This window comes from Streptomyces sp. Ac-502 (assembly GCF_045222935.1).
In the GTDB taxonomy this organism is placed as follows: domain Bacteria; phylum Actinomycetota; class Actinomycetes; order Streptomycetales; family Streptomycetaceae; genus Streptomyces; species Streptomyces monomycini.
This window is the reverse complement of record NZ_JBHFFO010000001.1, coordinates 2,719,263-2,732,470: the sequence shown is the minus strand read 5'-3', so window position 1 is coordinate 2,732,470 and position 13,208 is coordinate 2,719,263. Positions and strand designations below refer to the sequence as shown.

Genomic DNA, 13,208 nt, shown 5'->3' with positions numbered 1-13,208 from the left:
GTCAGCCGCGCTGCCGGGCCGCCTTGCGGCGCGCGCTCGCGAACAGGACCGAGGCGCCCAGCGCCAGGACGGCCGCGCCGCCGACGGCCATCGGTGCGGTCGAGCTGTCACCGCCGGTCTCCGCGAGGTGACTGCCGGCCGCCTGCTGCGCACCGGCCTGCTTCGGGTCCACCTCCTTGGCCGCACCGCCGTCGGGGTGCGCCGCGTTGCCCGCGGCGGCGTCCGACGCCTTGCCGGTGTCCCCGGCAGCCTGGGTGCCACCGTGCGCGCCGTGGCTGCTGTGGTGCATGTGGTCGATGGTCGACCTGCCCGCTTCGGCGGCGATCTGCTGATCGCTCGGCGCCGAGGCGGCCGGGGCCGAGACGGCCGCGCCCTTGCCCGTACCGCCGCGGCCCTTGCCGAAGACCACGTCGGAGCACGTGTAGAACGCCTCGGGGCTGTCCGAGCGCTGCCAGACGCTGTAGATCAGGTGGCGGCCGGACTTGGCGGGCACCTTGCCGCTGAAGACGTAGTCGCCGCTGGTCAGCTTGGGGTTGGTGACCTTGGCGAACGGTTTCGCCTCCAGGTCCGACCACTTGAGCGGCTTGGTGGGGTCGTAGCCGTCCTTGGTGATGTAGAGCTCGAAGGAGCCGCGGTGCGGGGCGGTCGCCTTGTACCGGAAGGTGTGGCTGCCCGCCTTGAGGCGCGTGGACGGCCAGTCGGCGCGCGGCAGGTCCAGTCCCTTGTACTCGGGGCTATTGGCACTGCACAGCTTGCCGTCCGGGATGCGCTTCTTCGACTGCCCGCCCGCGTTGCCGTCCCGTACGCCGTTCCAGTCGTACAGGGCCTGGGTGCCGCCGGCCGCGACCATCGCCTTGCAGGCCGCGGACTTCGGGTGCTCGGGGCCCTCGGCGAAGCAGGCGGAGATCCGGCTGACCGGGTCGGTCATCGAGCCGTGGGCGACGGCCGGGGTCGCGGTGAGCGCGGTGAGCACCAGCGGGGCGATGCCGGTCAGGGTGATCCCGGCTGCCGTGCGGCGAGCGGTCATCGTGGGGGTCTCCTTCGTCGGATCGGGGGAGCGGCACCGGCCGGGCGCTCGGCCCGGGGCGGTGCGATCAGCACGCTAGCCCCGCTGAGCAGCGCATTTCGGTCCGGAAGCCGGTTCGCGGTGATCTTTATGGCCCTCTTAAGAAAGAGCTGAGGAGGGATTAAGTCCGGGGGCCTCCGAGGGCCTCCGGGGCCGGAGCGAGGGGGCGCGAGGGCGCGAAAAGGGGTGGGGAGGCGTGAAGAAGGGGCGGGAAAAGGGGTGGGGAAGCCTCGGGAAAGGGGTCGGGGGACCTGGGAAAAGGGCGGGGCAAGGGGCGACACGGCGGCGGGCGGCACGAGTTGACAAGGTTAGGTATGCCTAACCTAATCTTGCGCAGGTGAACGAGGCCGCACCCCCGAACGACGCCTGCGCGGGCCTGATCCTCCTGGCCCGCAACCCCACCGACTCCGTCACCGAAGGCTTCCTGCCGGCCGCGGCCCGCCTCGGCCTCGCCGTGACGCTGCTGACCGACCAGCCGGACGCCCACCACGAGGCGTACGAGCGGTACGCGCGCGAACGGAGCGGGGGCGGGCCGTCGGCGGGAGCGCTGCCCGGCAGGCTGGAGATCGTACCGTGCGACGTGCGGGACTTCCGTGCCGTGATCGCGCGAATCGCCGCACAAGCGACGAGAGTTGGGGCACCCTCCGCAATCTTCACCAACAGTGACCACCTCCAGGCCCAGGCCGCCCTGGCTGCCGACTACTTCGTGCTGCCCGGCAAGGACTGGCGGGCAGCGCTCCGCACGAAGAACAAGGCCGAACTGCGGCGCGGCCTGGCCGCCGCCGGACTGGACACCGTCCGATCCGCCGAACTGACGCCGGGCGGCGATGCCCCGGCCGGGCACGGCATCCCGTACCCCTGCGTGCTCAAACCGCGCGAAGGGGTCGCCAGCGAGGACGTCTTCCTGGTGGCGGACGACGCGGAACTGGCCGCGCGGTGCCGCGAGACCCGGGTACGGCGGCCCGGCGCCGCGCTGGTCCTGGAGGAGTACCTGGACGGCCCGCTGCACACCCTGGAAACCCTCGGCGACGGGCACGTACTGCACCCGCTGGCCTCCTTCCGTACGGACATCTCGCCGCCCCCGCACTTCATCGAGGAGCGACTGACCCTCCTCCCCGAGCCGCCCGGCCCCTGCACCGGGCAGGTGCTGGAGCAATTACGCGCGCTCGGCGCCGGATTCGGCGCCTGCCACACCGAGTACGTGGACCAGGGCGGCCGGGCCAGGATCGTCGAGGTCAACTACCGCGCCATCGGCGACCGGTGCGACCTCGCCCTCGCCGAAGCCCTGGACCTCCCGCTCTTCGAACTGATCATCCGTACGCACCTGGGGGAGCCGCTGCCGGACGCCCTGACCGTGCGGCGCGGCACACGGGTGCGCATGGAATACGTGTGCGCCGACCGGGACGGGACGCTGAAGGCCGCGCCGGAGGCGCACGTACAGGAGGCGGACGGCGTCCGCCTCGACTACCGGCCCTTACGTGAGACGGGCGAGCGGCACCCGCTGTACCGCACCAACCGGGACTTCCTCGGGGTGCTGCGGGCGACCGGCCGCGACGAAGGGCGCATCGACACGGCCGTACGGGAGTTCCTGGCCGCACACTGTTGGGAGATCGTGCCGTGACGACGGTGGCGGGAGACGGCGTACCGGACACACTGCGGGGGGCGACGGAAAGGGGCGTCCCGGAGGACGAGGCTCCAGAGGACGGGACTCCGAAGGACGGGGCTCCGGAGGGCAGGGCTCCGGACAGCGGAGCGGAAGAGGACCTGATGCGGCGCGTGCTGAGCACGCTGCTGCGCGAGGACGCGTACGGGCTGCGCCGCCGCGCCGGCACGGTCCGCCGCCCGGACGGCGACTGGCTGCGGCTGGCCCTCCCGGACGGGCCGGTCCTGGTCCCGGTCGAGGCCGACGGCTTCCAGTGCGAGACCGCCGCCCGCAGGGCAGAGCTGAAGCGCGCCGACGGTACGCGGGCGACCGGGGTGGACGGCATCATGGGCGTACTGCGCACCGCCGTGCCGCCCGAGGACCGGCCGGGCTTCGACGCCTTCACCGACGAGTGCCACCAGGCGCTGGCCGCCGCCCGGATGCAGGCCGCCGCGCGCGCGGCGGTGATCGCCCGCCTCGGCCCGCACGCGGGCGGCGGCGCGTACGGCGGGAACAACGGGGCATCGGCTACGTCCGGCCCGGCCGCCGGGGGCCGCGGCGCGGCGGCCCGTGCGTACGGAGCGGAACGCGGCGCGTACGACGGCGACCGCGCCTGGTGCGGCCCCGGCGGCGCGCTCGACTACGACACGCTCGCCGCGTACCGCGACCACCCCGTCTACCCCACCGGCCGGGCCCGCCTCGGCCTGGACGAGGCCCAGATCCGCGGCTACGCCCCGGAGTTCGCCCCCGGATTCGCGCTGCGCTGGCTGGCCCTCCCGCGCGAGGCCGTCAACGGCGACCCGGCGACGCTGCCCGCCTGGTGGCCCGCCCCGGGCGACCTGGGCCTGCCCCGGCTGGACGGCAGCCACCTCGCCCTGCCCGTCCACCCGCTCACCGCCGAAGGGCCGCTGGCCGAAGCGCTGCGCCTCCGCGGCCTCGAAGACGGCGCGCGGCTCGCCGACCTCGCCTGGCTGCGGGTACGGCCCACCCTGTCGATGCGGACCGTCGCCGTCACCGACGACCCGTACACCCACCTCAAACTCCCGCTCGCCACCGCCACCCTGGGCCGCCTCAACCGGCGCGGCATGAAACCCGGCACGCTCGTGGACGGCGCGGTGGGCCAGCGGCTGCTGGAGACGGTCGTCGACCGGCACCCGCGCTTCGCCGAGACCGTGCTGCTCGCCGACGAGACCACCCACCTGGACGCCGGACACGACCTGCTGGCCACTCTGGTGCGCCGCTTCCCGAAGGGCAGCGGCGGCACGGCGGCGGTGTGCGGCAGCGCCGACGGGCTGAAGGGGCGCGGAGCCTGCGCGGCCTGCGCGGGTCCAGCGGGCTGCGCGGCGCCCGGGTGGTGCCGCTGGCCGCGCTCGCCGCCCGGATGCCGGACGGCTCACTCGTCGCCGACGACCTCGCCCGCCGCTTCTACGGCGGCGACCTGCTCGCCCTCCTCGACGCCTACCTGACGCTCCTCCTGGACTGGCACACCACCCTCTTCGCGTACGGCATCGCGCTGGAGTCGCACCAGCAGAACACCTCCCTCGTCCTGGACGAGGTGGCCGGACGCCCGCGCCTGCGCCTGCTGCTCAAGGACAACGACGGGCCGCGGGTGAACACCGTACGGCTGGCCGCCGTCCTGGGCGGGGACGCCGCCGACCTGTGCGGATTCGACGACCGGCGCATCCTGGTGGGCGGCGACGCCCCGGTGGCCGATGTCTTCGCCACCATCACCGTCCACCTGTGCGCCGGGGCCCTCGCCTTCGAACTGGCCCGGCTCGGCCGCGCGCCGCTGCCGGTCCTGCTCGGGCAGCTCAGAGCGCGGCTGACGGAGGCCGTCGACCGGCTGGAGGCCGCGCCCGGAGCCGCCGCCGCCGTCCTGCGCCACCGCGTCCTGGACGCCGACCGGCTGCCGGTCAAGGCCATGGTCACGGCCGGCAGCCTGCTGTCGAAACGCCGGTCGGGGGCGTCGGACGTCAACAAGTTCTACGTCACCGGGCCGAATTACCTGGCGCCGGGCCGGTGACCGCTTCGCCGGTTCCGTGCCGCCCGGCGTGACGCCCCTCCGGGCCCGCTGACACGTTCCGGGCCCAGGAGGGCCCGAGGGCTCCGGAGGCCCAGCCCGCCACTGCCCCCCACCGCCCCCATGGCCGGGCCCACGCCCTCCTCCCAGGTTTCCGCTCCCCACCCCTGTTGGAGTCCCCGCAATGCCCCTCGCCCCCTCCCGTACCACCGGCACGGACGACCGCACGGTCCCGCTCACGGCCGACGAACCCGTGGCCCACACCCTCCTGAACTGTCTGCTGCGCGAGATCTGCGGCCCGGAACGGCAGGCCACCGTGGCCGGTACGCACCTGCTGCTCCGGCTGCCGCGCTGCGGCGAACTCCTGCGGGTCCGCCTGCGCCGCGTCTCGCTCACCGGGGCGCACCGCTTCACCGGCCCGGCCGGGCGGTGGTGCGACGGCGGCTGGCACGAACTGGGCTGGGAGGAACTGGCCGCGTGCGCGCAGCGGGAGCTGGAGCTGCGGACGGGCGTACGGAACGAGGAATTCCGGGCGCAGGTCGCGTCGAGCCACGCGGGCGTCGCCGCCGCCCTGGACCACGCCGCCGCCCACGGCCGGGCAGACAGCCGGAGCACCGACCCGCACGCCCGCTATCTGCGCTCCGAACAGTCGCTGCTGTTCGGCCACCGCTTCCACCCGACGCCCAAGTCCCGCACCGGCAGCGCCACCGAGCTGGGCCCGCTACGCCCCCGAGGCCGGAGCCCGCTTCCCCTGCGCCACCTGGCCGTACGCGCCGACCGGGTACGTGAGGAAGCCGCCGCCCCCGCGGCTCTGACCGCGCTGGACCGGCAGGGCGAGGTGCCCGACGGCTACCGGCTGCTGCCCGCGCACCCCTGGCAGTACGCCATGCTCCGCGCGCACCCCGCCCTGCGGGACGCCGTACGGCGCGGTGACGTGCTCGACCTGGGGGAGCGCGGCGACACCTTCGCGCCCACCGCGTCCGTCCGCACGCTCTACGACGGCCGGAACTTCCTCAAGTTCAGCCTCAACACCCGCATCACCAACTGCGTACGCAAGAACGCCGACTACGAACTGCGCGGCGCCGTCGCCCTCACCCGCCACCTGGAACCCGTCGCCACCGCCCTCACCGCCCGCTTCCCCGGCTGCGGCCTGCTGCGGGAGCCCGGCTACCGTACCGTGGACGTGGGCGACCGGGAACTGGCCGAAGGACTCGGCGTGATCGTCCGGGAGGGGCTGGACGCGCGGCTGCGGCCCGGCGTCACCCCGCTGCTGGCCGCCGCCGTCGCCGACGAACACCCGTCGAGCAGCGCCCAGTTCGGCGAGCTGCTGCGCGGCGCCGACCCGGTGGCGGCGCTGCGCTGGTGGGACGCGTACCTCTCGCTGCTCGTACCGCCCGTGCTGGCCGCCTACTTCGACCACGGCGTGATCCTCGAACCGCACCTCCAGAACGTCGTCGTCGGCGTCGACGCCCTCGGCACGCCCGTCCAGGCACTCTTCCGCGACTTGGAAGGCACCAAGCTGCTGCCCGGCCGGCACACCGCGTTCCTCGACAGCCTGCCGCAGGACGTGGCCCGCCCCTCTTCTACACACCGCAGCGGGGCTGGGACCGGGTCGTCTACTGCCTGCTGGTCAACCACCTCGCCGAGATGGCCGCCGCCGTCGCCGACCTGCACCCGGGGCTGGAGGGCGAACTGTGGCGCGCCGTACGCGGAGTGCTGCGCGAGCGGAGCGCCGCCCACGGCGAACCGGCCGAACTGCGCGCCCTGCTGGCCGGCGCACCACTGCCCGCCAAGGCCAACCTGCTGACGCGCTGGGGGCGCGCGGCGGACCGGGAGGCGGAATACGTGCACATCACCTCGTCCGTCGGACCCGGCGCAGCGCGCGGTACGGCGAGCGGTACGGTGTCCGACGGCCTCGCAGCGCCCCGCACGCGCACCGCATCCCGGGCCGCTTCCCGCGCCGCCTTCCCCCGCCCCCGGAGCACCTCATGATCACCGAGCTGGCCGCGCGCCAGGTGGACCTCCTCACGGCCGGTCACCCGGGCCCCGGCAGCGCCCTCGAAGGACCGCTGCCCGCCTATGTCTACGACCTGGCCGACCTGGACGCCCACGCGGCCTCTGTACGGGCCGCGCTGCCGCCCGCCGTCGAGCTGTACTACGCGGCCAAGGCCAACCCGGACCCGCGTCTGCTGCGGACCCTGGCCCCGTACACCGACGGCTGCGAGGTCTCCTCGGCGGGCGAAGCCGCCCATGTGCGCGCGGCCGTGCCCGCGCTGCCCCTGGCCTTCGGCGGACCGGGGAAGACCGAGGCGGAACTGCGCGCCGCCCTGGACCTGGGCGTCGAACGCTTCCACCTGGAGAGCGAGCACGAACTGCGGATGCTCTCCGCCCTTGCCCGGGAAGCCGGCCGGACCGCCGACGTGCTCCTCCGCGTCAACCTGCCGCTCGGCGCGGGCGTGACGGCAGGCGCCGCGCTCGCGATGGGCGGCCGGGCCACCCCCTTCGGCCTCGACCCGGCGCGCGCGGAACACTGCCTGCCGCTGCTCTGCGACGGACCGCTACGGCTGCGCGGCATCCACGCCCACCTGGCCAGCGGCCTGGACGCGCCCGCCCAGCTCGCCCTCGCCGCCCGCATCACCGAATGGGCCCGGCACTTCGCCGCCCGGCACGGCCACTCCCTGTGCGAGGTCGGCCTCGGCGGCGGCATGGCCGTCGACTACACGCGCCCGGACACCCGCTTCGACTGGGCGGCGTACGGTACCGGACTTGCCGAGCTGGCCGACCGCTACCCCGAGTTCACCCTGCGCATCGAGCCGGGCAGGGCGCTGACCGCCTACTGCGGCTGGTACGTGACCGAAGTCCTGGACGTCAAGCACAGCCACGGCGAAGCCTTCGCCATACTGCGCGGAGGCACCCACCACCTGCGCACACCGGTCGCCAAGGGACACGACCACCCCTTCGTCGTCCTGCCCGTCGAGGAGTGGACCCGTCCCTGGCCGCGCCCGGGCGCCCACGGGCAGGAGGTCACCCTCGCCGGGCAGTTGTGCACTCCCAAGGACGTACTGGCGCGCCGGGTCCCCGTCGCCCACCTGCGCGCCGGCGACCGGATCGCCTTCGCCATGGCCGGCGCGTACGCCTGGAACATCTCGCACCACGACTTCCTGATGCACCCACCGCCGGCCTTCCACTACACGGGCGAAGACGAACCGGCGGACGCACCCGTGGGGCGCGCGCGGCGCAGTTCGCGGACGCAGTGCCACTCGGCGGCGAACGGACGGTAGCCCAACGCGGCATTGACGGCGAGCATCGGGGCGTTCGCGGCATCGTTGGACGTGAACGCCTCCGTACAGCCGGCGTCCCGGGCCCGGCGCAGGGAGTCGGTCTTGGCGAGCCTGGCCAGCCCCCGGCCCCGGTGGGCGCGGCGGGTACCGGTCATCTCGGAGCCGTAGCGGCCCTGCCCGTCCGTGACGGCCAGGCTGAACGCCGCGATCTCACCGTCGACCGTCACCACCGTCGTCAGGTCCAGGTCGGTGTCCGGATGCTCCCAGGTGTGGACGAGCCAGTCCTCGTACGTCATCGCGTCGACGGTCAGGTCGTCCGGCTCGTCCGCCGTGACCTCGGCGTCCACCGCGAACAGCGGGCGGGGGTCGGCGCCGAAGTCGGCGGCGGTACGCAGCTCCGTACCGGACGGAAGGCGCGCGGGCAGCGGTGGCAGGGCGGCGTGGGCGAGGCCGAGACGGAGGTAGCGGGCCACGCGCAGGCGGCGGTAGCCGCGGCGTTCGGCGAAAGCCAGCGAGCGGGGGTCGTCGTGCGGGTGGGCGTGCAGATGGGTGACACCGAGACCGGCCAGGTGGCCCTCCGCCGCGTCGAGCAGGGCGCGGCCCACGCCCAGCCCGCGGTACCCGGGGTCCACCAGCAGCGCGACGACGCCCTGCCCGGCCGTGCTGCTGTCGTGCCGGACGCTCGCCTTCACCACGCCGACGACCCGGCCGCCGGCCTCCGCGACGAGCACCCGCAACCGCCGGGCGGCGGGCGCCTCGGCGACCTCCCAGGCGACGGACTGCGGCGTCGAGATCCCGTAGGGCAGCACTCGGTGCCGCACCTCGCTGACGTCCCGGGCGTCGGAGCGGTGGAAGGGCCGCACGGTGATAGTCATCCGCGGGACGGTACGCCCACCGCCCGGACGCCGCCTCCGAATATCGCGGGGGCGGCACCGCAGCACGGCCGGGCCGGAACGGCCCTCGCCGGCGCGCGTCCCGGCACGACATGTGTGGCCCTGCGGACACGGCGGGCACCGCTGGCGCACAATGGGGGCGACCCACCCCTGCGACTCTCGCAACCCCCGTACCAGGAGCGCCACCGTGGCCGTCCAGCAAGCGCCGCCCCTGCGGCTGACCATCGACCCGGACGCGGCGGACGCGCCGTTCGAGCAGGTCCGGGCCCAGATCGCCGGTCAGGCCCGGGCCGGCGGTCTGCCGGTCGGCCGCAAACTGCCCACCGTACGCGGCCTCGCCGAACAGCTCGGCCTGGCCGCCAACACCGTCGCCAAGGCCTACCGCGCCCTGGAGACGGACGGCGTGATCGAGACGCGCGGGCGCAACGGCACCTTCATCGCGGCGGCCGGCGAGGCGGCCGACAAGGAAGCGGCGGCGGCCGCCGCCTCCTACGCCCGGCGCGCCCGCCGCCTCGGCCTGGACCACGAGGCCGCCCGCACCGCCGTGATGGACGCCCTGCGCGCGACCTACGGAGACGACGCGTGACCGCCCTCGCCCGCGTCCAGTGCACCGCCCTGGACTGCCCCGACCCGATGCGGCTCGCCCGCTTCTACGCGGAACTGCTCGGCGGCGAGATCAACCGCCCGACCCCTCTGTGGACCACCGACGACTGGGTCACCCTGCACACCGAAGGCGGCACGGTCCTCGCCTTCCAGCGCGCCCCTGACCACCGCCCGCCCCGCTGGCCGGACCCGGAGCACCCCCAGCAGTCCCACCTGGACCTCGGCGTGGAGGACGTGGAAGCCGCGCACCGGCAGGTGCTCGACGCGGGCGGCACCCTGCTCGACGCCACCCACGGCGGCGGCCCGCACGGTTTCCAGGTCTACGCCGACCCGGCCGGACACCCCTTCTGCCTCGTGCGGGAACGGCCCGGCGACCGGCAGTCGTACGGGCAGAGCACCGCATGACCGGACGGTAGGCCCTCGTCGTCGCCCCGCCCCCCGCGTCGTTCAGCGCAGCCAGGCGGGGTGGCCCTTGGGTTGGGGAAGGCCGGGGTACGGCGCCGGGTAGGCGACGCGCGTGACGATGTGGCAGTGGTTGCACCACCACAGGCAGCCGTCCGCGTCCACGTCGTCCCCTTCGCACGCCATACAGGTGTCGCCCGCGATGCCGGCCGCCACGCCGCGATGGTTGCCGTTGGCCATCCGCCGCTCGTACGCCGTGCGTTCCGAGGTGTAGCAGTGCAGGCACAGCGCCTCGTTTAGACCCGGCAGCTTCACCGTCTCCTGGCCGCACCGGCACATCAGCACGCCGACATGGCGCGGGTCCAAGCCGACCGGTCCGCCGCGCGGCCTTCCTTGAGTCATGCCGGAACCTTTCTTGTACCGGCGCATCCACCGCACCGCGTCTTCACCGGGCCACCGCCCCGCGTCCCCCATCGTCCTCTCGGCCGCGGGGCGCCGCTGGGTTTTTGGCAGATCAACCGACGGGCCGGCGCCCCCGCCGCCACAGATGCCCCGCCGCCACAGACGCCCCTCCGAAACAGACGCTCCGCCGCTACAGATAGAGTCCCGCGTCCGCGCCCGAGTCCTGCGCCGGGACCGCGGCGGGGCCGGTGCCGCGGCGCAGCGCGTACAGCTCCGCCAGGGTCGCCCCGTCCCGGCCGACGCCGTCCTCCTTGCCGAGCCAGCGCACCGCCTCGGCGCGGTTCAGCGGGCCCACCTCGATACGGGCCAGACAGCGGCCGGGCCGTACCACCGCGGGGTGCATCCGCTCCAGGTCCTCGTTGGTCGTCACCCCGACCAGGACGTTGCGGCCCTGGCCCAGCAGCCCGTCCGTCAGGTTCAGCAGCCGGGACAGCGCCTGCCCCGCCGTGTGCTTGGCCTCGCCGCGGATCAGTTCGTCGCAGTCCTCCAGCAGGAGCAGCCGCCAGCGCCCCTTGCCCGCCGCGTCGTCCTCGCCGATGGCGATGTCCATCAGGTAGCCGATGTCGTTGAAGAGGCGTTCCGGGTCCAGCACGCAGTCGACCTGGCACCAGTCGCGCCAGGAGCGGGCCAGGGTGCGCAGCGCGGAGGTCTTGCCCGTACCGGGCGGTCCGTGCAGCAACAGCAGCCGCCCGGAGATCTCCTCCGGGGCCACCTTCATCAGCCGGTCCAGCGCGTCGGCCACCGGCGCGGTGTAGTTGGGGCGGATCTCGTCCCACGTCCCGGCGGAGATCTGCCGGGACGTGCGGTGCGGGCCGCGCCGGGGGAGAGGTACCAGAACCCCATCGAGACGTTCTCGGGCTGCGGCTCCGGCTCGTCCTCCGCGCCGTCGGCGGACTGGCCCAGCACCTTCTGGGCCAGCTCGTCGGTGGTGGCCGTGACGGTCACGTCCGCGCCGCGGTTCCACCGCGACACCAGCAGGGTGAAGCCGTCGCCCTCGGCCAGGGTCGCGCTGCGGTCCTCGTCGCGGGCCGAGCGCAGCACCTTGGCACCGGGCGGCAGCAGCGTCAGGCCGGATTTGACCCGGTCCACCGAGCGGCTGCGCGCGTACGGCTGCTGGCCGTTGGCGAACCGCCCCAGGAACAGGGCGTCGACGACATCGGACGGCGAATCGCTGTCGTCCACGGTCAGACGGATCGGAAGGGACTCCTCGGCGGGGGACGGCTGGACGCGGTCGGCACACATGACCACCATGATCCGGCAACAGCGCCCGCCGCGTACACGGAATTTCCCCTGTCAGCGGGTCTTTCTTCGAGAACCCGGCCGACAGGCGGACCGGCCTCCCGCACTTCCCGGGAAACCGGCCGTCCGGCCCGCGAAGCTGGCTAGGCTGGCCCGTTGTGGGACGTCATGGGGAACGTCACGGTGGGGACCGGCACGCCGGTACGGGGGCGGCGCGGTCGCGGCCCCCGTCGGACGCGTCGGACGACGGGCGGAGCCGCAGGTTTCGCAACCGGTCCCGGGCCACCGCCCTGCTCGCGATGGGCGTGGCGGTGCTGGCCATGGCGCTGGCGATGTGCGGCTTCCCGCCGGAGAACGGCAGCGGCGGCGGACGGGCCGCCGGCTCGCCCGGCGCGCAGGTCGGCTGGGGCTTCACCCACACCGAGTACAGCGCGGACCGCGGTGAGGAGCCGGCCACCGCCAGTGCCGACCGGCTGCTGTCCGCCGACCCGATGCCGCAGAACCAGCACGTCATGGGCTGGGGCGCGCAGAACCCCGAACCGAGTCCGGGGAAGTACGACTTCAAGGAGCTGGACAGCCGCGTCGACCTGATCCGCCGGACCGGCGGCACGCCCGTACTGACGCTGTGCTGCGCCCCGGACTGGATGAAGGGCGGCAAGGCGGGCGAGACGGACTGGAGCCGGCTGGAGAAGGCGCCGAGCCCGGAGCACTACGCGGACTTCGCCGCACTGGCCGGCACGATCGCCCGCCGCTACCCGGACATCCGGCACTTCATCGTCTGGAACGAGCTGAAGGGCTTCTTCGACGAGAGCCGCAACCGCTGGGACCACGAGGGCTACACCCGCCTGTACAACATGGTCTACCGGGAGCTGAAGAAGGCCGACAAGGACAACCTGGTGGGCGGCCCGTACGCGGTCATGGACAGCTACGCGCCCGGCGACGACACCTACGCCTCCGACGTCAAGGGCCCGTGGGGCAGCCTGGACCGGCGCACCGTCGACGCCGTCGAGTACTGGAACGAGCACAAGGCGGGCGCGGACTTCGTCGTCGTGGACGGCTCCAGCTACACCAAGGACGACCGGTACGTGCCCGACGCGTTCACCGCCACCCGCAAGTTCGCCGACGTCGGTCGCTGGCTGCGGAAGACGACCGGCCTGCCGCTGTGGTGGGCGGAGTGGTACGTCGAGGTCGCCGACCGCAACGACGACCGCCGCGGCTGGAGCGAGCCGCGCCGCACCGCCACCCAGGCGAGCGCGCTGATCTCCATGGCCGAGGGCGGCGCCACCAGCGGCTTCTACTGGAACCCGCAGAACGAGGGCGCCGACTGCCCCGGCTGTCTGTGGCGCAGCACCGAACTCCGGGACGGCGGCGGCCGGCTGCCCATGATGGACCTGCTGTCCCGCTTCTCCCGCGCGTTCCCGCCCGGTACGTCCTACGAGCGGGTCGCCGTGGGCGGGGCCGCCGCGCGGACGTCCGCGTGCTCGGCGACGACGAGGACGTCCTGGCCGTCAACACCCGCGACCGCCCCGTACGGGTGACGGTGGGCGGCAAGCCCGTCACCCTGGACGCGTACGGGATCCAGTGGCTGAAGCGCTGACGC

The 13,208-nt window shown here is 74.2% G+C and carries 10 protein-coding genes and 3 pseudogenes; 9 read left to right on the top strand and 4 right to left on the bottom strand.

All coding sequences use genetic code 11. The features are described 5' to 3' along the window. Position 1: 1 nt before the first annotated feature. On the bottom strand, positions 2 to 1,027 hold the full coding sequence (locus ACEXOX_RS12330; protein WP_406520513.1) for a lytic polysaccharide monooxygenase: 1,026 nt from the start codon (positions 1,025 to 1,027) through the stop codon (positions 2 to 4). 376 nt (positions 1,028 to 1,403) lie between these two features. On the opposite strand from ACEXOX_RS12330, the gene ACEXOX_RS12325 reads away from it, so the two are divergent. The 6 genes and pseudogenes from ACEXOX_RS12325 (at position 1,404) to ACEXOX_RS12300 (ending at position 8,009) form a co-directional block, all read left to right on the top strand. Next, entirely contained in the window at positions 1,404 to 2,687 is a 1,284-nt protein-coding gene (locus tag ACEXOX_RS12325; RefSeq protein ID WP_406520511.1) for an acetyl-CoA carboxylase biotin carboxylase subunit family protein, read from the top strand. Between the two features lie 146 nt (positions 2,688 to 2,833). Continuing rightward, the gene (locus tag ACEXOX_RS12320) at positions 2,834 to 4,174 is read left to right on the top strand and encodes an IucA/IucC family protein (RefSeq protein ID WP_406520509.1); all 1,341 of its coding nucleotides are present in this window, start codon (positions 2,834 to 2,836) and stop codon (positions 4,172 to 4,174) included. Next, on the top strand, positions 4,090 to 4,731 hold the full coding sequence (locus tag ACEXOX_RS12315; RefSeq protein WP_406520507.1) for an IucA/IucC family C-terminal-domain containing protein: 642 nt from the start codon (positions 4,090 to 4,092) through the stop codon (positions 4,729 to 4,731). The genes ACEXOX_RS12320 and ACEXOX_RS12315 overlap by 85 nt, the downstream gene beginning before the upstream one ends. Before the next feature lie 181 nt (positions 4,732 to 4,912). Beyond that, positions 4,913 to 6,244 (top strand): annotated as a pseudogene (locus ACEXOX_RS12310) (IucA/IucC family protein); the annotation flags it as partial. A gap of 107 nt (positions 6,245 to 6,351) precedes the next feature. Next, complete coding sequence (locus ACEXOX_RS12305) at positions 6,352 to 6,720, top strand: ferric iron reductase (protein WP_406526315.1); 369 nt, start codon at positions 6,352 to 6,354, stop codon at positions 6,718 to 6,720. Further along, positions 6,717 to 8,009: a type III PLP-dependent enzyme gene (locus ACEXOX_RS12300; protein ID WP_406520506.1), complete on the top strand. Its 1,293-nt coding sequence runs from the start codon at positions 6,717 to 6,719 to the stop codon at positions 8,007 to 8,009. The genes ACEXOX_RS12305 and ACEXOX_RS12300 overlap by 4 nt, the downstream gene beginning before the upstream one ends. On the opposite strand, the gene ACEXOX_RS12295 is transcribed toward ACEXOX_RS12300, so the two are convergent. Further along, the gene (locus ACEXOX_RS12295) at positions 7,916 to 8,884 is read right to left on the bottom strand and encodes a GNAT family N-acetyltransferase (protein WP_406520504.1); all 969 of its coding nucleotides are present in this window, start codon (positions 8,882 to 8,884) and stop codon (positions 7,916 to 7,918) included. The genes ACEXOX_RS12300 and ACEXOX_RS12295 overlap by 94 nt on opposite strands. Before the next feature lie 205 nt (positions 8,885 to 9,089). Between ACEXOX_RS12295 and ACEXOX_RS12290 the strand changes: the two genes are divergently transcribed. Continuing rightward, positions 9,090 to 9,488 carry a GntR family transcriptional regulator gene (locus ACEXOX_RS12290; protein ID WP_406520503.1) on the top strand — a complete coding sequence of 133 codons (399 nt, stop codon included), beginning with the start codon at positions 9,090 to 9,092 and terminating at the stop codon, positions 9,486 to 9,488. Further along, entirely contained in the window at positions 9,485 to 9,910 is a 426-nt protein-coding gene (locus ACEXOX_RS12285) for a VOC family protein (RefSeq protein WP_406520502.1), read from the top strand. Before ACEXOX_RS12290 ends, ACEXOX_RS12285 begins: the two co-directional genes overlap by 4 nt. A gap of 42 nt (positions 9,911 to 9,952) precedes the next feature. On the opposite strand, the gene ACEXOX_RS12280 is transcribed toward ACEXOX_RS12285, so the two are convergent. Beyond that, the gene (locus tag ACEXOX_RS12280; RefSeq protein ID WP_406520501.1) at positions 9,953 to 10,309 is read right to left on the bottom strand and encodes a hypothetical protein; all 357 of its coding nucleotides are present in this window, start codon (positions 10,307 to 10,309) and stop codon (positions 9,953 to 9,955) included. Between the two features lie 190 nt (positions 10,310 to 10,499). After that, a pseudogene (locus ACEXOX_RS12275) lies at positions 10,500 to 11,611 on the bottom strand (DUF5925 domain-containing protein). 296 nt (positions 11,612 to 11,907) lie between these two features. Here ACEXOX_RS12275 and ACEXOX_RS12270 point away from each other — a divergent pair. Continuing rightward, positions 11,908 to 13,205: pseudogene (locus ACEXOX_RS12270) on the top strand (xylan 1,4-beta-xylosidase). Positions 13,206 to 13,208: the final 3 nt, after the last annotated feature.

What these genes read in the sequence shown, in the direction of transcription:
- ACEXOX_RS12320 (WP_406520509.1), top strand. Translation starts at nt 2,834, where the DNA reads ATGCGGCGCGTGCTGAGCACGCTGCTGCGCGAGGACGCGTACGGGCTG.
- ACEXOX_RS12330 (WP_406520513.1), bottom strand. Translation starts at nt 1,027, where the DNA reads ATGACCGCTCGCCGCACGGCAGCCGGGATCACCCTGACCGGCATCGCC.
- ACEXOX_RS12280 (WP_406520501.1), bottom strand. Translation starts at nt 10,309, where the DNA reads ATGACTCAAGGAAGGCCGCGCGGCGGACCGGTCGGCTTGGACCCGCGC.
- ACEXOX_RS12300 (WP_406520506.1), top strand. Translation starts at nt 6,717, where the DNA reads ATGATCACCGAGCTGGCCGCGCGCCAGGTGGACCTCCTCACGGCCGGT.
- ACEXOX_RS12295 (WP_406520504.1), bottom strand. Translation starts at nt 8,884, where the DNA reads ATGACTATCACCGTGCGGCCCTTCCACCGCTCCGACGCCCGGGACGTC.
- ACEXOX_RS12315 (WP_406520507.1), top strand. Translation starts at nt 4,090, where the DNA reads ATGCCGGACGGCTCACTCGTCGCCGACGACCTCGCCCGCCGCTTCTAC.